This is a genomic window from Streptomyces sp. CA-179760, assembly GCF_050937045.1.
GTDB lineage: Bacteria > Actinomycetota > Actinomycetes > Streptomycetales > Streptomycetaceae > Streptomyces.
Window position 1 is genome coordinate 8,123,647 of sequence record NZ_JBNJLZ010000001.1, and the last position, 18,116, is coordinate 8,141,762.

Below are 18,116 nucleotides of genomic sequence, written 5' to 3' on the forward strand. Positions count from 1 at the left end.
CCCGGCATCCCCGGCAGCCGACAGCGGGGGAGCAGACGCGCCGCACCTGGAGGGTCGTCCGTTGTTCAGCATCACCGTCCGCGATCACATCATGATCGCCCACAGCTTCCGTGGCGACGTCTTCGGACCGGCGCAGCGCCTGCACGGGGCCACGTTCCTCGTGGACGCCACGTTCCGGCGCGAACAGCTGGACGAGGACAACATCGTCGTCGACATCGGGCTGGCCACCCAGGAACTCGGGGCCGTTGTCAGCGAGCTGAACTACCGCAACCTCGACAACGAACCCGACTTCGCGGGGGTCAACACCTCCACGGAGTTCCTCGCCAAGGTCATCGCCGACCGGCTCGCCGAGCGCATCCACAAGGGGGCGCTGGGCGAGGGCGCCAAGGGCATCGCGGCCCTGTCCGTCACCCTGCACGAGTCGCACATCGCCTGGGCGAGTTACGAGCGTGCGCTGTGACCGACACGACCATCGAGCGGCCCGGCCAGACCGGACCGGCACGCCTGAACTATGTTCCGGTGCAGCACACCGCCCTGAAGAACGCCGAGATCATCCCCATGTCCCTGCGCACCGTGCACTTCGTGCTCCCGGGCGGCATCGACGACCCGGCGGCACCCAGCGGCGGCAACGCCTACGACCGGCGCGTCTGCCTGGACCTGCCCGGCTTCGGCTGGCAGGTGACCAAGCACGCCGTCGCCGGCGACTGGCCCCGGCCCGGAGCGGCGGCCCGTACGGAACTGGCCCGCGCCCTGAGCGCGCTGCCGGACGGTGCCGTCGTCCTGCTCGACGGCCTGGTGGCCTGCGGGGTCCCGGAGATCGTCGTGCCGGAGGCGGAACGGCTGCGCATGGCCGTCCTCGTCCATCTCCCGCTCGGCGACGAGACGGGGCTCGACCCGGTCGTGGCCGCCGAACTGGACGCCAAGGAGCGGGCGGTGCTGCGGGCCGTGCCGGCGGTCATCGCCACCAGCGACTGGGCGGTCCGCCGCCTGGTCTCCCACCACGGCCTTCCCCCGGAGCGCGTCCACGTCGCCGCCCCTGGCGCCGACATCGCGCCCCTCGCGCCCGGCACCGACGGTGTCTCGCGACTGCTGTGCGTCGCCGCCGTGACCCCGCGCAAGGGCCAGCACCGGCTGGTGGAGGCGCTGGCCACGGTGACCGACCTGCGGTGGAGCTGCGTCTTCGTCGGCAGCCTCACCCAGGAGCCCGAGTACGTCGCCCATCTGCGGTCCCTCATCGCCGAGCACGGCCTTAAGGACCGGCTGGAGCTGGCGGGCCCGAAGTCGGGCGCCGCACTCGACGCCAGCTACTCCACCGCCGACCTGATGGTCCTCACCTCCTACGCCGAGACCTACGGCATGGCCGTCACCGAGGCACTGGCCCGGGGCATCCCGGTCATGGCCACGGACGTCGGCGGGCTCCCCGAGGCGGTCGGCCGCGCCCCCGACGGCGGTGTGCCCGGCATCCTCGTCCCGCCGGAGAACCCCGCCGCCATCGCCGCCGAACTGCGCGGCTGGTTCGGCGAGGCGGACGTACGGCGTCGTCTCAAGGCCGCCGCCCGCAGTCGCCGTGCCTCCCTCGACGGCTGGGCCACGACCGCACAGAGCCTGGCGGCGGTACTGCGCCGGCTTCCGAACGAACCCCGGAGGGCCGCATGACGAACCCGGCGACGACCCAGCAGAGCGGGGCGATTCCGACGCAGCCCGGGCCCAGAGAGGTTGCCGAGCCGGCAGAGGCCGTCAAGCCGGTGGACGCCACGGCTCCGAAGCCGGGTGACGCGGTGATCGCGTGGGTGGGTGACGCCGTCGTGGCGGGCGCCGAGGGCGCCGTCATCCCGGGCGCAGGACCCAGCGGCACACCCGGCTCGCGGCCCACCGTGAAGCTGCGCGAGGCCGACCCCGACGATCCGCCCCGCTACGCGCCCGAGTGGCTGGAGCTGCGGGAGCCGGCCGACGCCGCCGCGCGGTCGCACGACCTGCTCGACCCGCTGCGCATCCGGCTGGCCAACCTGCCGGGCAAGTCGGGCGTCGCCATCCACGACCTGGGCTGCGGCACCGGTTCGATGGGCCGCTGGCTCGCCCCCCGCTTGGACGGTGCCCAGCACTGGGTCCTGCACGACCGCGACCCCTATCTGCTGCACTTCGCCGCCGTCGCCTCACCGCGCTCGGCCGCCGACGGCAGCCGGGTCTCGGTGGAGACGCGGCGCGGTGACGTCGCCCGCCTCACGCCCGACGCCCTGCAGGGCGCGTCCCTGGTGACGGCGTCCGCGCTGCTGGACGTCCTCACCCGCGACGAGATCGGCACCCTCGCCGCCGCCTGCGCCGGAGCCGGCTGCCCCGCCCTGCTGACGCTGTCCGTCGCCGGGCGCGTCGAACTGACCCCCTCCCACCCGCTGGACACGGAGATCGCCCAGGCGTTCAACGAACACCAGCGCCGCGACGGACTGCTCGGCCCGGACGCGGTCACGGCGGCGGCCGAGGCGTTCTCCGGGCACGGCGCGACCGTACGGCTGCACCCGAGCCCCTGGCGGCTCGGCCCCGAGCAGGCCGCGCTCACCGAACAGTGGCTGCGCGGCTGGGTCGGCGCCGCCGTCGAGCAACGCCCCGACCTGCGCGGTCGCGCCGAGGCCTACCTGGCCGAACGCCTGGCCGCCTGCGCCGCCGGCGAGTTGCGCGTCACCGTCCACCACACCGACCTCCTGGCCCTGTGCCGCCCGGCGGGCGGAGCGTCATGAGCCCCCAGGCGACGGGGACACGTCCGCGACCGAGCACCGTCGAGAGCGACCGGCTGCCCCGGAGCGGCGACAGCGGGAGCCTGCTCGGGGAACCCGACGCTCCGGCACCGGAGGCCCCCTCCCCCGCCGGTTCCCCGTCGCCCGGCCCGATCCGCACCGCTCTGGCCCGGCTCGGCTCCCGCAAGGCCCGCACGCATCTCGGCACCCTCGCCGGAGTCGTCATCCTCGCTGTGCTGTCGTGGCGGCTCGGCACCGGCGTCCTCCTGGACGGGCTGAGCCGGATCGACGGGACGTCGTTGCTCCTGGCGCTCGGGATCGGGCTCGTCACCACGGTGTTCAGCGCGTGGCGGTGGGCGCTCGTGGCCCGGGGGCTCCGGATCCGGCTGCCGTTCGGACCGGCCGTCGCCGACTACTACCGCGCGCTGTTCCTCAACGCGGCCCTGCCCGGCGGCGTCCTCGGCGATGTGCACCGGGCGGTCCGGCACGGGCAGAGCGAAGGGGACCTGGGCCGGGGCGTGAAGGCGGTCGTCCTCGAACGGGCCGCCGGGCAGATCGCGCTGTTCGCCGTCGGGGCCGTGGTGCTGCTGACCATGCCGTCCCCGGTGCTGTCCGAGGCCCGGCACATCGCCCCGCTCGCGGCGCTGGCCGCGGTGGGCGCACTCGCCGTCCTCCTCGCCCTGCGCATGAACCGGGCGGCGCCCTCACGTCGCGGCCGGAAGCTGCGCGGGGTCCTCGCGGAGGCACGCGAAGGGCTGCTGTCCCGCCGCAACGGGCCCGGAGTCATTGTCTCCTCCGTGGTCGTTCTGGCAGGTTACTTGGCCATGTTCGTACTCGCCGCCCGCGTCGCCGGGGCCGCCGCCTCCGTGGCCGTCCTGCTGCCGCTCGCGGTGCTCGCGCTGCTGGCGATGGGACTGCCGCTGAACGTCGGCGGCTGGGGACCGAGGGAGGGCGTCACCGCCTGGGCGTTCGCCGCCTCGGGCCTGGGCGCCGGCCGGGGACTCGCCGTCGCGGTCGTCTACGGGGTGCTCAGCCTCGTGGCGAGCCTGCCCGGCCTGATCGTGCTCGTCGCCCGCTGGTACACGGGCTTGCGCGCCCGGTCCCGGGCCGCCGCGGTCGCGAACGACTACCCGTCAGCCCCGTCGTCCGCGGAGGTCAGCAACGAGAAATACGCCCCGAAGGAATCCGCGAGGCTCGCCAGGAGTTCCTTCCCTTTTTCCGCCGAACCCAGCGAAGCCCGTCCGATGACACCGGAATCGGTATAGCCGGACATGCCGAGGGTGAGCAGATGACGCCGGTCGTCAGCGACGAAATCGGAGGTCTCATAACCGGGTCGGAGCATTTCGGGATGAGCGTGCAGAAGGATGGAGGTTTCAATTTCCCCCGCGTGCATGTCGGTGAGCAGCGAGGTGACCACACCCGCCCGCTCCCGAGCCTCCTCCCAGTCCTCCGGGGCCGGGAAGAGCGCCATCCGCTCACCGCGGGCGCAGGACTCCTGAACCACGTTGCCCAGTACGTAGTTGCCGCCGTGCCCGTTGACCACCACCAGGGCGTCGACCCCGGACCGGCGCAGCGAAGCCGCAATGTCCCGTACCACCGCATGAAGGGTCACCGAGGAGATGCTGACGGTCCCCGGCCAGGCCGCGTGCTCGTGCGAGCACGAGATCGTCACCGGAGGAAGGAGGTGCACGGGATACGCGCCGGCTATCTCCCGCGCGACGGCACAGGCGACGAGCGTGTCGGTCGCCAACGGAAGAAACGCGCCGTGCTGTTCGAAGCTCCCCACGGGAAGCACCGCGACCTGCCGTGAGACGCCGGCAGCTCGCGTCCGTACGTCTTCCGTGGTGTCCGCCGGCACCAGATCACTCATCACGTCACGGCCTTTCGTCTCTGCTTAGGAACTCGAGAATCATGACAGACAAAATTGGCGTACTCGGCAAGAAGGCACCGCAGCGGACCGGCGTGGAACGCGTCGTCAATGCCCCCTTGCCCACCGTGTACGGGAAATTCCAGGCGATCGGCTACATGGACCACGACCGCGGTGACGAACAGGTCGCGCTGGTCTACGGCGAGATCGGCACCGACGACGTCCTCATCCGGCTGCACTCGGAGTGCCTGACCGGCGACGCCTTCGGCTCCCAGCACTGCGAATGCGGTGACCAGCTCGACGCCGCCCTGCGCGCGGTCGTCGCCGAGGGCGCCGGTGTCGTGGTCTACCTCAGAGGGCATGAAGGCCGTGGCATCGGCCTGCTCGCCAAGCTGCGCGCGATGGCCCTGCAGGCGGAGGGCCTGGACACCGTCGAGGCCAACCTCGCCCTGGGGCTTCCGGTCGACGCCCGTGACTACGGGGTGGCCGCCCGGATCCTCGAGGACCTGGGCGTGAGGTCCGTCCGCCTGATGTCCAACAACCCGCGCAAGCGTGACGCGCTGGTGAGCCACGGCATCCAGGTCGCCGAGCAGGTGCCGCTGCTGATCCCGCCGTGCGAGAACAACATCACCTATCTGCGGACGAAGCGGGAGCGTCTCGACCACCACCTGCCCCATCTGGACGCGGTGGTCAGCTCCTCCTGAGGCGCCGGGCGCCCGCACCGGCGGGCTCCGGTTCTCCTCGGCGTGACCTGGGCGCATTCGTGCGCGACCCGGAAGCGGGCCGCGTACGCTTCGTGGACGTCAGCCCCTTGAGCGTCGGCCCTCAGCGGCCGACGCCTCACGCCGGAGGCCCACCTGGTATGACCGAGCTCCATCTGTGGCTGCGCCACGAGGCCCGAACGACTGAGCGACGCACACCGATCGTGCCCGACGATGCCCGGCGGCTCGTCGGGAACGGAGTGGAACTGACCGTCGAGGAGTCCCCCCAGCGGGTCTTCCCGACCGAGGAGTACGAGGCGGCCGGCTGTCGCGTGGCGCCCGCGGGCTCCTGGGTGACGGCGCCGCCCGACGCCGTCGTGCTCGGCCTGAAGGAACTGCCCCCGGGCCCAGCTGAACTGACGCACCGGCACATTTTCTTCGGCCACGCCTACAAGGGCCAGCCGGGAGCGGCCGACCAGCTGGGCCGGTTCATGGCCGGGGGCGGGACGCTGTTCGACCTGGAGTACCTGGTCGACGACACCGGGAGGCGCCTCGCCGCCTTCGGTTTCTGGGCCGGCTATCTGGGCGCCGCTCTGGCGGTGCTGCAGCACCGCGGCCGGTTGCGCGCACCGCTGACGCCCACCACCAAGGAGGAGCTGGACGAAGCCCTGAAGCCCGCCGCCGACGACGCCGAGTTCACCGGCCTGGTCATCGGCGCCCTGGGACGCAGCGGCCGCGGTGCCCGCGTGGCGTTCGCCGCCGCCGGCGCGGACCCGACCTGCTGGGACCTCGCCGAGACCCGCGACCTGGACCGCCGCGCCCTGCTGGAGCACGACGTGATGGTGAACGCGGTGCTCGCCACCACCCCCGTCCCGCCCTTCCTCCGGGAGCGGGACCTCGACACCCCGGACCGCCGGCTGCGCACTCTGTGCGACGTGACCTGCGACGTCGGCTCCCCGCTCAATGTCCTTCCGGTGTACGACGACACCACCGACTGGGACGAGCCCGTGCGCCGGCTGCGTGCCGCACCCCCGCTCGACCTGATCGCCATCGACAACCTCCCCTCCCTGCTGCCGCTGGAGTCCAGCGCCGACTTCTCGGCGGCCCTGTATCCGCAGCTGCTCGACTTCGGCGTCGGCGGGCCCTGGGGACGCTGCCTTGACCGGTTCCGTCAGGCCTGCCGTGAACACGGCCTCGAAAAAGGGGGAGTCCGATGAGCACTGACCCGGTCCCCGCGAGCGGCACCGTCCACTGGATCGGCGCCGGCCTCTCCACCGGCAGCGGACTGGCCGCGCTGTGCGACACCGCCGAGCGCGTCCGGCTCTGGCACCGCACCGAGAGCCGCGCGGCCGACGCCCTCGGCCGGCTGGGCCTCGCCGGACGGGCCGAGCCCCGCGCGTACACGCCGGACGCGCTCGCCGCCGAACTCGCCCCCGGCGACGTCGTCGTGTCCATGCTTCCCACGCCGGAGCACGCGCCGCTGCTCGCCGAGTGCGTAGGGCGGGGAGCGCACTTCGCCTGCTCCAGCTATGTGTCCCAGGCGGTGCTGGATCACGTGCCCGCCGCCGAGAAGGCCGGGGTCGTCGTCCTCACCGAGGCCGGGCTCGACCCGGGCATCGACCACCTCTTCGCGCACGCCCTCGTCGCCCGGGCCCGGGACGCCATCGGCGACGGGACGCCCGCCTCGTACACCCTCACCTCGTACTGCGGCGGTGTCCCCGCCGTCCCGAACGACTTCACGTACCGCTTCAGCTGGGCACCCGCGGGGGTTCTCAACGCCTTGCGCTCCCCGGCCCGTTACATCGAGGGCGGTGCCGAGACCGTCGCCGGCCGTCCGTGGGAGGCGACCCGGCGGCATGTCGTCGAAGGGGAGACGTTCGAGGTCTACCCCAACCGCGACAGCCTCCCGTTCGTCGCGCAGTACGAGCTGCCGGACGCCTGGACGCCGCGGACGTTCGTACGCGGCACCCTGCGTCTGGAGGGCTGGCTGCGGGCCTGGGACGGTGTCTTCGAGGAGCTGAAGAGGGGCGACGACACGCGGATCGCCGCCCTGGCCCGGGAGCTGGCCGCCGCCTATCCCACGACGGAGGCGGACCGTGACCGGGTCGTTCTCGCCGTGTCACTGGAGGTACGGGCCGAGACGGGGCGGACCTGGGCCGGCGGCTGCCTCCTGGACCTGGTGGGTGACGCGGGGGAGAGCGCCATGGCCCGCTGTGTCTCGCGCACCCTCGCCCTGGGCGTCCGCCACGTCCTGGACGGCACCCTGCCGCCGGGCCTGAACCGCGCCGCCGAGACGGCGGACCGGTCCGAGCAGTGGCTGCGTGAACTCGCCCAGGAGGGAGTCGAGTTCACGCTGCGCGTCGACCAGTAGCGGGGCTCAGCCCGACAGGGCCTCGTGGACCAGCCTCTTCAGGTCCCGGAACACCGTGTGCGAGGACCGGGGCCGCACCTGCGTCATGAACTGCACCGTCAGGTCGCGGCCCGGGTCCACCCAGAACGTCGTCGTCGCCACGCCGCTCCAGCCGTACGCGCCGAGCCCGGACGGCACGAGTGTGCGGGACGGGTCGATCACCACGGAGCAGTTGAGGCCGAAGCCGACCCCGTCGTTCCCCGGCTCGTCGTGGGCGGGACGGCTGCCGAAGGCGCGCAGGTCGGCGCCGTCGGGCAGATGGTTGCGGGTCATCAGGTCCACGGTCTTGGGCGCGAGGAGCCGCACGCCGTCCAGTTCGCCGCGGCGGCGCAGCAGCTCCATGAAGCGGTGGTAGTCGTGGGCGGAGGCCACCAGGCCGCCGCTGCCCGACAGGAACCGCGGCCGGCCACGCAGCGGCAGCCCCGGGATCGGCTCGATGCCGCCGCCCTCCTTCTCCCCGTACATCTCCGACAGCCGGGGCGCCTGCTCGTCCGTGACGTGGAAACCCGCGTCCGTCATACCGAGCGGACCGAAGACCCGCTCCGCACAGAACACGTCGAGCCGTTGCCCCGACACGACCTCGATGATCCGGCCCAGGACATTGCTGGCCACCGAGTAGTTCCACTCGGTGCCCGGCTCGAACTGCAGCGGCAGACCCGCGTACACGTCGATGGTCTCGGCCAGGTCCGCGCCCGGTGGCACCGACGACTCCAGGCCGGCCGCGCGGTACAGGGCGTCGACGGGGTGGGTGTGGTAGAAGCCGAAGGTCAGACCCGAGGTGTGGTTCATCAGATGCCGGACGAGTATGGGGCCGTCGGCCGGGCGGGTCCGCACGTCGGACCCGGAGCCGCTGACATACACCCGAGGCTCGGCGAAGGCCGGCAGATGGTCGGCGACCGGGTCGTCCAGCGACAGCAGGCCCTCCTCCACCAGCAGCAGCGCGGCGACCGCGGTGACCGGTTTCGTCATGGAGTAGAACCGCCACAGCGTGTCCGGTTCGACCGGCAGCCCGGCTGCGATGTCCCGCAGGCCGTACGCCGTGAGGTGCGCGACCCGCCCGCCCCGGGCGAGGGACACGAGACAGCCCGGCAGCCGCCCCTCGTCGACCAGTCGGGTGAAGTGCCGGTCCATGTCGTTCAGCGCCCGCGGATCCAGCCCCGCCTCATCCGGATCGACCTCTTGTCGCAGCTGTGCCATCGCTCTTCCTCCGTCGCGCTCGTCGAGGTGAGATCCGGCATACCCCGCCCGGACCGCACAGGAACAGGTGAATGTCACAGCTCACCGGTACCGTCAAAACGGGACGGCCGCCGCCCGTTCTCGATCAGGCCCGACACTCCGGAGAGCGCCTCATGAGGATCCACATCACCAGCGTCTTCGTCGACGACCAGGAAAAGGCCCGGACCTTCTACACCGACGTGCTGGGCTTCGTGAAGAAGCACGACGTCCCGGTGGGGACGGACCGGTGGCTGACCGTGGTCTCGCCGGAGGCCCTCGACGGGACCGAGCTGCTCCTCGAGCCCTCGGGCCATCCGGCGGTGCAGCCGTACAAGACGGCGCTGGTCGAGGACGGCATCCCGGCCGCCTCGTTCGCCGTGGACGACGTACAGGCGGAGTACGAGCGGCTGCGCGGGCTCGGGGTGCGGTTCACCCAGGAGCCGACGGAGATGGGCCCGCTCACCACCGCGGTGCTGGACGACACCTGCGGCAATCTCATCCAGATCGTGCACACCAAGGCCTGAGCCCCGGGGCGCAGGACCGATGGCCGATGTCATGCGGCGGCCGGCTTCCTAGGCTGTGACACGGGTGCGCGGCCGCCGCGGACCAGGACGCCACGAGAAGAGGTCACCATGCCCGTAAACGGTCGCAGCCACATCCGCATCGCCCGGCCCTCCCGGGACCTGGCGGTGGCCGAGCGGTTCTGGCGCGAGGGGCTCGGGCTAGACGTGGTGTGGCGGGCCGAGGGCGGGGGCGAACCGGGGGAGCACGACCTGCTGATGCTCGGCTGGCCCGACGCCGACTGGCACTTGGAGCTCGTGCACGAGGCCGCCCGTCCGGTCGAGCCCCGCCCCACCGAGGAGGACCTGCTGGTGATCTATGCCGACGGCCCGGTCCCGGACGATCTGATCGCCCGCCTGGAGCAGCACGGAGGCAAGCGAGTGGAGTCGCCCAACCCCTACTGGGACGAGTGGGGCGTCACCATCGAGGATCCCGACGGCTACCGCTTGGTCCTGTGCCGCCGAGCCTGGTCCAACAGCTGAACACCGACCCAGAAGGGGCGCGGGGCTGTTTCCCTGTGCAACTCCGCAGGGTGGGCGCGACCAGCCCCCACGCGGCGGAGCCGCACCCGGCACCAAAGGCTGGTCAGGCCGTCACTTTCTCCGGCTGAACAGTTCCCCGGGCGGCACGCTCACCGAGGACCTCGGTGGGAACCCGGTTCGTCTCACGAGCGGCCAGTGCGCCGATCACCGGCGGCACGCACAGTGCCGCCGTGAACAGGGCCACCGCCGACCAGTCGTCGCCGTCCGGCCCGGCGATCCGCGCGGCGAACGTCACCGCGAAACCGGCCGCGGCGAAACCGATCTGCGTGCCGATGGCCACGCCGGACAGCCGGACCCGGGTCGTGAACATCTCGCCGTAGAAGGCGGGCCACACCCCGTTCGCGGCGCTGTAGACGACGCCGAAGCAGAGGATGCCCGTCAGGAACGTCAACGGGTAGGAGCCCGTGGAGACGGCCCACAGGTACAGGAACATCGTCACCGCGCTGCCGGCCGCGCCGATCAGGAACACCGGTCGGCGGCCGATCCGGTCGGACAGCGTGGCCCACAGCGGGATCGCGGCGAGCGCGACGACATTGGCCAGGGCGCCCACCCACAGCATGGCGGTACGCGACATGCCGACCGCGTCGCTGGTGGCGTAGGCCAGCGCCCACACCGTGAAGATCGTGCTGACCGAGGCGATGAGCGCACACGCGATCACCCGCAGCACATCGGCCCAGTGCTCGCGCAGCAGCACGACCAGCGGCAGCTTGACGACGCCCTCCTCGGCGGCCTGCTGTGCGAAGGCCGGGGTCTCGTCCAGCTTGCGCCGGATGACGTAGCCGACGACGGCGACGCCGACGCTCAGCCAGAACGGCACCCGCCAGCCCCACGACAGCAACTGCTCCTCGGGCATCGCGGCGACCGGGATGAAGACCAGTGTGGCCAGCAGCTGGCCGCCCTGGGTGCCGCTGAGGGTGAAGCTGGTGAAGAAGCCGCGCCGGCCCGGCGGCGCGTGTTCCAGCGTCATGGAGTTGGCGCTGGCCTGTTCGCCCGCCGCCGAGATGCCCTGGAGCACCCGGCACAGCACCAGCAGGACCGGGGCGAGGGTGCCGACCTGGTCCCGGGTCGGCAGACAGCCGATCAGGAACGTCGACAGGCCCATCAGCATCAGCGTGAAGACCATGATCTTCTTGCGGCCGAGCTTGTCCCCGAAGTGCCCGAGGACCAGCGCGCCGACCGGGCGGGCGGCGTACGCGACGCCGAACGTGGCCAGCGACAGCAGGGTCGCGGTGGCCGGGTCGGACTCGTCGAAGAACACGGCGGGAAAGATCAGCGCGGCGGCGCTGCCGTAGATGAAGAAGTCGTAGTACTCCAGTGCGCTGCCGATCCAGGCGGCGGTCGCGGCTTTCCTGGGCTGACCGGGTGGGGCGGCGGCCCCTTGGGGCGTGGCGGGGACGGACACGTGCGGCTCCTTAGCGGGCTCCACCCTATGGGGAGCGAGACGAACGGCGAGCAGAGAGGGCGGGCCGGATCGCGGCTAATTAACCCACTGGATAGTTAGTAGGGGATGGCCAGTGATGCTGCGCCCGCCTGCCGCCGGTGTCAAGAGGTCGTGCGCCGGAGGCTCAGTCCGCTGTGCGCTCCGCCGTGAGATACGCGATCACCATGTCGCCCAGCATGGAGCGGTAGTGCGCGCGCTGTGCCGGATCCAGCAGGTCGCGGCCGAACAGCGCCCCGAAGGTGTGCCGGTTGGAGACCCGGAAGAAGCAGTAGGAGGAGATCATCGCGTGCAGGTCGACGGCGTCGACGTCGGCCGTGAACAGGCCCGACTCCTGGCCCGACGCCAGGATCCGGCGGATCACGTCCAGGGCGGGGGAGCCGATCTTGCCGAGCTTCTCGGAGGCGGCGATGTGCTGCGCCTCGTGGATGTTCTCGATGCTGACCAGACGGATGAAGTCCGGGTGCTGTTCGTGGTGGTCGAAGGTCACCTCGGCCAGGCGCCGGATCGCCGCCACGGGATCCAGATGGTCGACGTCGAGCTGCTGCTCGGCCTCCCGGATCACGCCGTACGCCCGCTCCAGCACGGACGTGAACAGCTGCTCCTTGCCGCCGAAGTAGTAGTAGATCATCCGCTTCGTGGTGCGGGTGCGGGCGGCGATCTCGTCCACCCGGGCCCCGTCGTAGCCGGCCCGCGCGAACTCCTGCGTGGCGACGTCGAGGATCTCGGCCCGGGTGCGGGCGGCGTCACGGATGCGCTCGCCGGGATGTGCTGCCGGTTCTTCGACGCTGGTCATCAGGATCCTTCGGGCGGAGGGGCCGGTGCCGGTGATTCTAGAAGCAGGGGCCCGTTCGCCCGTGGGGTCTTCCCGGGTTCGGCCTCGGCTGATATAGCTAACGTACTAGTTCGTACATTAGTGAGCTGCTCGGGAGGCCCGTGTGCCCAAGGACTCGTATCTCGTCGGACTGATCGGTTCCGGCATCGGCCCCTCGCTCAGTCCGGCGTTGCACGAGCGGGAGGGCGACCGCCAGGGCCTGCGCCTGCTGTACCGGCTCATCGACATCGACCTTCTCGGGGTGCCGCCCGAGGCGGTGGGCGATCTGGTGCGGGCCGCCCGCGACCTGGGCTTCGACGGGCTCAACATCACGCATCCCTGCAAGCAGCTCGTCATCGAGCACCTGGACGCGCTCGCCCCGCAGGCCGAGGCGCTGGGCGCGGTCAACACCATCGTCTTCGAGGACGGCCGCGCCACCGGCCACAACACGGACGTCACCGGCTTCGCCGCGTCCTTCGCGCGCGGACTGCCCGACGCACCACTGGAGCGGGTCGTGCAGCTGGGCGCCGGGGGTGCGGGCGCGGCCGTCGCACACGCCACGCTCACCCTCGGCGCCGAGCGGGTCACCGTCGTCGACGCGCTGCCCGAACGGGCCGCGGCCCTGGCCGGCTCCCTGAACCGCGCCTTCGGTCAGGGCCGTGCGGCCGCCGCACCCCCGGAACGGCAGGCCGAGCTGCTCGCGCACGCCGACGGCATCGTCCACGCCACGCCCACCGGCATGGCGGCCCACCCCGGACTGCCCCTGCCGGCCGGCCTGCTCCACCCCGGGCTGTGGGTCGCCGAGGTGGTCTACCGCCCCCTCGAGACCGAACTGCTGCGCACCGCCCGCGCGCTGGGCTGCGCCACCCTCGACGGCGGCGGCATGGCCGCCTTCCAGGCCGCCGACGCGTTCCGCCTGTTCACCGGGCGGGAACCCGACGCCGCGCGGATGCTGACGGACCTGACCGAACTGGCCGGGGCCGTCGGCGCACCGAACTAGGGACCGGGGCAGCAGGAGCACCGAACCAGAGAGAGGTACCGACGTGCGTACGTCCATCGCCACCGTCTCCCTCAGCGGATCCCTCACCGGGAAACTCGACGCCGCGGCCCGGGCCGGCTTCGACGGGGTGGAGATCTTCGAGAACGACCTGCTGGCCGGCCCCCTCACCCCCGAGGACATCCGCGCCCGCTGCGCCGACCTCGGTCTGAGCATCGACCTCTTCCAGCCCATGCGGGACATCGAGGCCGTGCCCGAGGCCGAGTTCGCCCGGAACCTGCGGCGGGCCCGGCACAAGTTCGAACTGATGCGCAGGCTCGGCGCCGACACCGTCCTCGTGTGCTCCAGCGTCTCCCCGCAGGCGGTGGACGACGACGCCCTCGCCGCCGAGCAGCTGAGCCGGCTCGCCGACCTCGCGCGGGAGTCCGGCGTCAAAGTGGCCTACGAGGCGCTCGCCTGGGGACGGCACGTCAGCACGTACGACCACGCCTGGCGCATCGTCGAGGCGGCCGGGCACCCGGCGCTCGGCACCTGCCTGGACAGCTTCCACATCCTCTCGCGCGGCTCGGACCCCAAGGGCATCGAGGACATTCCGGGCGAGAAGATCTTCTTCCTCCAGCTCGCCGATGCCCCGCTGCTCGCCATGGACGTCCTCCAGTGGAGCCGCCACTACCGCTGCTTCCCCGGCCAGGGCGGCTTCGACGTGGCGGGTCTTGTGCGGCACGTCCTGAGCACCGGCTACGACGGCCCGCTCTCCCTGGAGGTCTTCAACGACGTCTTCCGGCAGGCCGACGCCGGTCCGACCGCGGTGGACGCCCGGCGTTCCCTGCTGGTCCTCCAGGAGACGGTCGGCCGGGCACCCCTCCCCGACCCCGTCGTCCCCACCGGCATCGCCTTCACCGAGCTGGTCACGCCCGACGCCGAGCCCCTCACCGCCCTGCTCCGCTCCCTCGGCTTCGCCCGCACCGCCCGGCACCGCGGCAAGCCCGTCGCCCTGTGGGAGCAGGGCGAGGCCCGGATCCTCGTCAACACGGGGCCGGCGGTGCGCCGCGACGGCACCCAGCTCGCCGCGATCGGGCTGGAGTCACCCGACCCGGCCGCTGCGGCCCGGCGTGCCGAGGCGCTGCTGGCACCCGTCCTGCCCCGTCGCCGGGCACCCGAGGACGCCCCGCTCGACGCGGTCGCCGCCCCCGACGGCACGGAACTCTTCTTCTGCGCCACGGGCCGCCCGGGCCTGCCCGACTGGCGGGCCGACTTCGAGAACACCGGCCCGGCTCCCGCCCCCACGGGCATCCGCCGTGTCGACCACCTCGCCCTGACCCAGCCCTGGCACCACTTCGACGAGGCGGCCCTCTTCCATCGCGGGGTGCTCGGCCTGCACGCCCAGGAGAGCGTGGACATCGCCGATCCCTACGGACTGCTGCGCAGCCGCGCCGTGACCAACGCCGACGGCAGTGTCCGGATCGCCCTCACCGTCGGCGCGGCGCCCTCGGACGACACCGTCCAGGCCCAGCACATCGCCCTCGCCACCGACGACGTGGTCGCCGCCGCCCGCAGCTTCCGCGAGGCCGGCGGCCGGCTGCTGCCCGTCCCGGCGAACTACCACGACGACCTCGCCGCTCGCTTCGAGTTCGCCGACGGCGAGCTGGAGACCTACCGGGACCTCGGCATCCTCTACGACCGCGACGCACACGGCGTCTTCCGTCACTGCTACACCCGGACCATCGGGCGCGTCTTCTTCGAACTGGTCCAGCGCGACGACGGCTACCGGGGCTACGGGGCCGCCAACGCCCCGGTACGGCTGGCGGCGCAGCACGCGGTGCGGGCACTCACTGGCGGCTGACGGTCCGGGTGATGCCCGTGACGACCGTCGTGGCGAGGATCCAGCCGGTGAGGACCAGGGCATAGGACAGCCACTGGTAGCCGTCGGCGGGGGCGAACGCCCCCTCCTGCCCGAAGGAGATCACGGGCAGGAGCAGGTCCAGTGTGTAGAACACCGGGTTGAACTGCGGGGCCTCGTCCGTCTTCAGCGGCTGGGGGTGGTGCAGCGCGTAGGCGACGGATCCGATCACGAGCAGCGACACCAGCCAGCCCGCGGCCCGCAGGGGGCGGAAGCCGTAGCCGACGGTGGCGTCCTGCACATAGCCCCAGACCCGGCCGTACCAGGGGAGGGTGCCGCGGTGGCGGCGCTGTTTGGCGAGCTGGACCTGGCGGGCGGCGTGGTCGTCGCCGATCCGCCGGTAGGCGGCGGTCAACTGCTCGTAGGCGTGCGGGACATAGCCCTCGCCGTCCCGCTCCAGCATCGCCAGCCGGCGCTCGGCGGGCGCGTGCGGGGTGAGGGAGGTGTAGACGAGGCTGTCGAGCAGGACCTCCTCCGGGACGACGTCCGGCTCCAGCCACAGGACGTCCACCTGGGCGCGGCGCAGGTTGAGCGTGCCCTGCATGGGTGGGCTCTTGCGCAGCCAGACCTCTCCTATGGTGCAGCTGCTGGCCCGCAGCGCCGCGTCACCGGGGTTCGACAGGCGCGCGTGCGACAGGTCGAGGCGGCCCTCGATCCGGGCGCCGCGCAGGCCGATCCAGCCGTGCACCTCCACGCCGCGCAGCAGGACGTCGCCCTCCACCGCTGCCAGCTCCGCGTCGAGGACGACCTCACCCCTGCTGCCTTCCAGCCGGGCCTGGCCCAGGTCGACGGAGCCGGCGACCGACGCGCCCGTCATGCGCACCCCGCCCCGCGCCCGCAGGCCCGGCGCCGACAGGCCGTCCCCGATGGTCACATGGTTGAGCTGGAGCGCCGGCTGACCGGCGGACGACGCGTCGATGTCGGCCCGGTCCAGGAACAGCGCCCCGGCGATCTGCGCGCCGCCGAGCCGCACGGGCCCGTCGAACAGGCAGTCCGACATCCGCAGGACCCCGTCCACCCTCAGCGTGGCGGCGTCCAGGCCGGGCAGGACGGAGTCGCGCAGGTTCAGCTGGCGCACGCGGGCCGCGTACAGCACGGGGGCCTTCTCGAAGGAGCAGTGACTCAGGCGCACGGCGTGATCGATCTCGCTGTACTTGAGGTCGAGCCGCCCGGTGATCCGCGCACCCCCCAGTCTGAGGGCGGCGGTCTCCCCGTCCTCCTGCGGAGCGCTCAGCAGCAGGGCACGCAACACTGCCCCGCGTACGGTCCGTTCGGGGCCCCACTCCGCGCCCCGCACCGGATCCTCGTCCGCCGATTCCCGGAAGTTCACGTCCCGCCCACGCGAGAAGGCGCGCCACACCCGCTCCTCGGCGGGTGTCATGTTGTCGATCTCCATCAGCGGGGACTCTGACGCGCCGGCCGGGGGCTGTCAACCCACTCTCGACTCACCCCCGGCCGACGTCCGTTACGCCCGCGCGTTCCACTCCGCGATCACGGGCCGGCCGTGCTCGGTCGACAGCCGGCTGACCGTGCCGGTCTCCAGCCGGAACAGCCGTCCCTCCGCCGCCGACAGGCCGAGGCGACGGGCCGTCAGGGCGCGGAGGAAGTGGCCGTGGGCCACCAGCATCACATCGCCCTCGGGCAGCGCCTCCGCCACCCGGGACAGCACCCGGTCGGCGCGCTCGCCGACCTCCTCGGGGGACTCGCCCGGCTTGCCGTCGGCACCGGGCGGGCCTCCGTCGGTCCACAGGTCCCAGTCCGGGCGGGTGCGGTGTATCTCGTCGGTCGTGACGCCCTCGTAGGCGCCGTAGTACCACTCGTGCAGGTCCGCGTCCCGCACGGCCCCTGTCAGGCCCGCGAGTTCGGCGGTGCGCACCGCGCGGGTGAGGGGGCTCGTGAGGACCAGCGAGAAGGGGCGGCCCGCCAGCAGCGGAACCAGCGACTTGGCCTGTTCCTCACCGCGCGGGGTGAGGGGCAGGTCGGTGAAGCTGGTGTGCTGTCCGCTCCGGCTCCACTCCGTCTCGCCGTGACGGACCATCAGCAGATCGCCCACGGTGTTACGCCTTCTTCGCGGACTCGACGGCGTGGCCGCCGAACTGGTTGCGCAGCGCCGCGATCATCTTCATCTGCGGCGAGTCGTCCTGGCGGGAGGCGAACCGGGAGAACAGGGACGCGGTGATCGCGGGCAGCGGCACGGAGTTGTCGATCGCGGCCTCCACGGTCCAGCGTCCCTCGCCGGAGTCCTGGGCGAATCCCCGGAGGTTCTCCAGGTGCTCGTCCTCGTCGAGCGCGTTGACCGCGAGGTCGAGCAGCCAGGAGCGGATGACGGTGCCGTCCTGCCAGGAGCGGAACACCTCGCGGACGTTGTCCACCGAGTCCACGGCCTCCAGCAGCTCCCAGCCCTCGGCGTAGGCCTGCATCATCGCGTACTCGATGCCGTTGTGGACCATCTTCGCGAAGTGCCCGGCGCCCACCTTGCCCGCGTGCACGTAGCCGTACGGGCCCTCCGGCTTGAGCGCCTCGAAGATCGGCTGCAGCCGGTCGACGTGCTCCTTCTCGCCGCCGACCATCAGGGCGTAGCCGTTCTTCAGGCCCCACACACCGCCGGAGACGCCCGCGTCGACGAAGCCGATGCCGTGCTTGCTCAGCTCCTCGGCGTGCTTCTCGTCGTCCGTCCAGCGGGAGTTGCCGCCGTCGACGACTGTGTCGTAGGGCTTGAGGAGGCCCCCGAGCTGGTCGATGACGTGCTGGGTGGGGCCGCCGGCCGGGACCATGACCCAGACCGTGCGCGGTGCTTCCAGCGCGTTGACGAGGTCGGCCAGGCCGGCCACGTCGGACTTCTCGGGGTTGGTGTCGTAGCCGACGACGGTGTGGCCGGCGTTGCGCAGGCGGTCGCGCATGTTGGCACCCATCTTGCCGAGACCCACAAGACCGATCTGCAT

The 18,116-nt window shown here is 72.2% G+C and carries 17 protein-coding genes and 1 pseudogene; 11 read left to right on the forward strand and 7 right to left on the reverse strand.

Annotated elements, in window-relative coordinates; all coding sequences use genetic code 11:
- Positions 1-61 precede the first annotated feature (61 nt).
- The 4 genes and pseudogenes from ACQEV8_RS36810 to ACQEV8_RS36825 form a co-directional block, all read left to right on the forward strand.
- A complete protein-coding gene (locus ACQEV8_RS36810; RefSeq protein WP_432969446.1) occupies positions 62-460 on the forward strand; it encodes a 6-pyruvoyl trahydropterin synthase family protein in 399 nt (132 codons plus the stop codon).
- Positions 457-1,656, forward strand: coding sequence for a glycosyltransferase family 4 protein (locus tag ACQEV8_RS36815; protein WP_432969449.1), 1,200 nt, complete (start codon positions 457-459; stop codon positions 1,654-1,656). Before ACQEV8_RS36810 ends, ACQEV8_RS36815 begins: the two co-directional genes overlap by 4 nt.
- A complete protein-coding gene (locus tag ACQEV8_RS36820; protein WP_432969452.1) occupies positions 1,653-2,732 on the forward strand; it encodes an SAM-dependent methyltransferase in 1,080 nt (359 codons plus the stop codon). The genes ACQEV8_RS36815 and ACQEV8_RS36820 overlap by 4 nt, the downstream gene beginning before the upstream one ends.
- Positions 2,729-3,772, forward strand: a pseudogene (locus tag ACQEV8_RS36825) (lysylphosphatidylglycerol synthase transmembrane domain-containing protein); the annotation flags it as partial. The gene ACQEV8_RS36820 and the pseudogene ACQEV8_RS36825, both read left to right, overlap by 4 nt.
- 83 nt (positions 3,773-3,855) lie before the next feature.
- On the opposite strand, the gene ACQEV8_RS36830 reads toward ACQEV8_RS36825, so the two are convergent.
- Positions 3,856-4,599: a creatininase family protein gene (locus ACQEV8_RS36830; protein ID WP_432969455.1), complete on the reverse strand. Its 744-nt coding sequence runs from the start codon at positions 4,597-4,599 to the stop codon at positions 3,856-3,858.
- Between the two features lie 41 nt (positions 4,600-4,640).
- On the opposite strand from ACQEV8_RS36830, the gene ribA reads away from it, so the two are divergent.
- The 3 genes from ribA to ACQEV8_RS36845 all read left to right on the forward strand — a co-directional run bounded on the left by ribA (position 4,641) and on the right by ACQEV8_RS36845 (position 7,668).
- A complete protein-coding gene (gene ribA / locus ACQEV8_RS36835; protein WP_432969458.1) occupies positions 4,641-5,300 on the forward strand; it encodes a GTP cyclohydrolase II in 660 nt (219 codons plus the stop codon).
- A 158-nt stretch (positions 5,301-5,458) separates the two neighbouring features.
- A complete protein-coding gene (locus tag ACQEV8_RS36840; RefSeq protein WP_432969461.1) occupies positions 5,459-6,514 on the forward strand; it encodes a saccharopine dehydrogenase in 1,056 nt (351 codons plus the stop codon).
- Positions 6,511-7,668, forward strand: a complete 1,158-nt coding sequence (locus ACQEV8_RS36845) for a saccharopine dehydrogenase family protein (protein ID WP_432969464.1) — start codon at positions 6,511-6,513, stop codon at positions 7,666-7,668. Before ACQEV8_RS36840 ends, ACQEV8_RS36845 begins: the two co-directional genes overlap by 4 nt.
- A 6-nt stretch (positions 7,669-7,674) precedes the next feature.
- Here ACQEV8_RS36845 and ACQEV8_RS36850 read toward each other — a convergent pair whose 3' ends face one another.
- Positions 7,675-8,904 (reverse strand): serine hydrolase domain-containing protein, encoded by a 1,230-nt coding sequence (locus ACQEV8_RS36850; RefSeq protein ID WP_432969467.1) that lies wholly within the window; start codon positions 8,902-8,904, stop codon positions 7,675-7,677.
- Between the two features lie 152 nt (positions 8,905-9,056).
- Between ACQEV8_RS36850 and ACQEV8_RS36855 the strand changes: the two genes are divergently transcribed.
- Both ACQEV8_RS36855 and ACQEV8_RS36860 read left to right on the forward strand, forming a co-directional pair.
- Entirely contained in the window at positions 9,057-9,446 is a 390-nt protein-coding gene (locus ACQEV8_RS36855; RefSeq protein ID WP_432969470.1) for a VOC family protein, read from the forward strand.
- 108 nt (positions 9,447-9,554) lie between these two features.
- A complete protein-coding gene (locus tag ACQEV8_RS36860; RefSeq protein WP_432969473.1) occupies positions 9,555-9,965 on the forward strand; it encodes a VOC family protein in 411 nt (136 codons plus the stop codon).
- Positions 9,966-10,068: 103 nt separating this feature from the next.
- Here the strand turns inward: ACQEV8_RS36860 and ACQEV8_RS36865 are convergent, their stop codons facing one another.
- Together ACQEV8_RS36865 and ACQEV8_RS36870 are read right to left on the reverse strand one after the other, a co-directional pair.
- On the reverse strand, positions 10,069-11,427 hold the full coding sequence (locus ACQEV8_RS36865; RefSeq protein ID WP_432969476.1) for an MFS transporter: 1,359 nt from the start codon (positions 11,425-11,427) through the stop codon (positions 10,069-10,071).
- 163 nt (positions 11,428-11,590) lie between these two features.
- The gene (locus ACQEV8_RS36870; protein ID WP_432969479.1) at positions 11,591-12,259 is read right to left on the reverse strand and encodes a TetR family transcriptional regulator; all 669 of its coding nucleotides are present in this window, start codon (positions 12,257-12,259) and stop codon (positions 11,591-11,593) included.
- 142 nt (positions 12,260-12,401) lie between these two features.
- Between ACQEV8_RS36870 and ACQEV8_RS36875 the strand changes: the two genes are divergently transcribed.
- Positions 12,402-13,277 (forward strand): shikimate dehydrogenase, encoded by an 876-nt coding sequence (locus ACQEV8_RS36875; RefSeq protein WP_432969482.1) that lies wholly within the window; start codon positions 12,402-12,404, stop codon positions 13,275-13,277.
- Between the two features lie 43 nt (positions 13,278-13,320).
- Positions 13,321-15,117 carry a bifunctional sugar phosphate isomerase/epimerase/4-hydroxyphenylpyruvate dioxygenase family protein gene (locus tag ACQEV8_RS36880; RefSeq protein WP_432969485.1) on the forward strand — a complete coding sequence of 599 codons (1,797 nt, stop codon included), beginning with the start codon at positions 13,321-13,323 and terminating at the stop codon, positions 15,115-15,117.
- Here ACQEV8_RS36880 and ACQEV8_RS36885 read toward each other — a convergent pair.
- From ACQEV8_RS36885 to gnd, 3 genes are all read right to left on the reverse strand, one after another.
- Positions 15,104-16,570 carry a membrane-associated oxidoreductase gene (locus ACQEV8_RS36885; RefSeq protein ID WP_432969488.1) on the reverse strand — a complete coding sequence of 489 codons (1,467 nt, stop codon included), beginning with the start codon at positions 16,568-16,570 and terminating at the stop codon, positions 15,104-15,106. The two genes, ACQEV8_RS36880 and ACQEV8_RS36885, sit on opposite strands and share 14 nt — an antisense overlap.
- Before the next feature lie 69 nt (positions 16,571-16,639).
- On the reverse strand, positions 16,640-17,227 hold the full coding sequence (locus tag ACQEV8_RS36890) for a histidine phosphatase family protein (RefSeq protein ID WP_432969491.1): 588 nt from the start codon (positions 17,225-17,227) through the stop codon (positions 16,640-16,642).
- Between the two features lie 4 nt (positions 17,228-17,231).
- Entirely contained in the window at positions 17,232-18,116 is an 885-nt protein-coding gene (gnd, locus tag ACQEV8_RS36895; protein WP_432969494.1) for a phosphogluconate dehydrogenase (NAD(+)-dependent, decarboxylating), read from the reverse strand.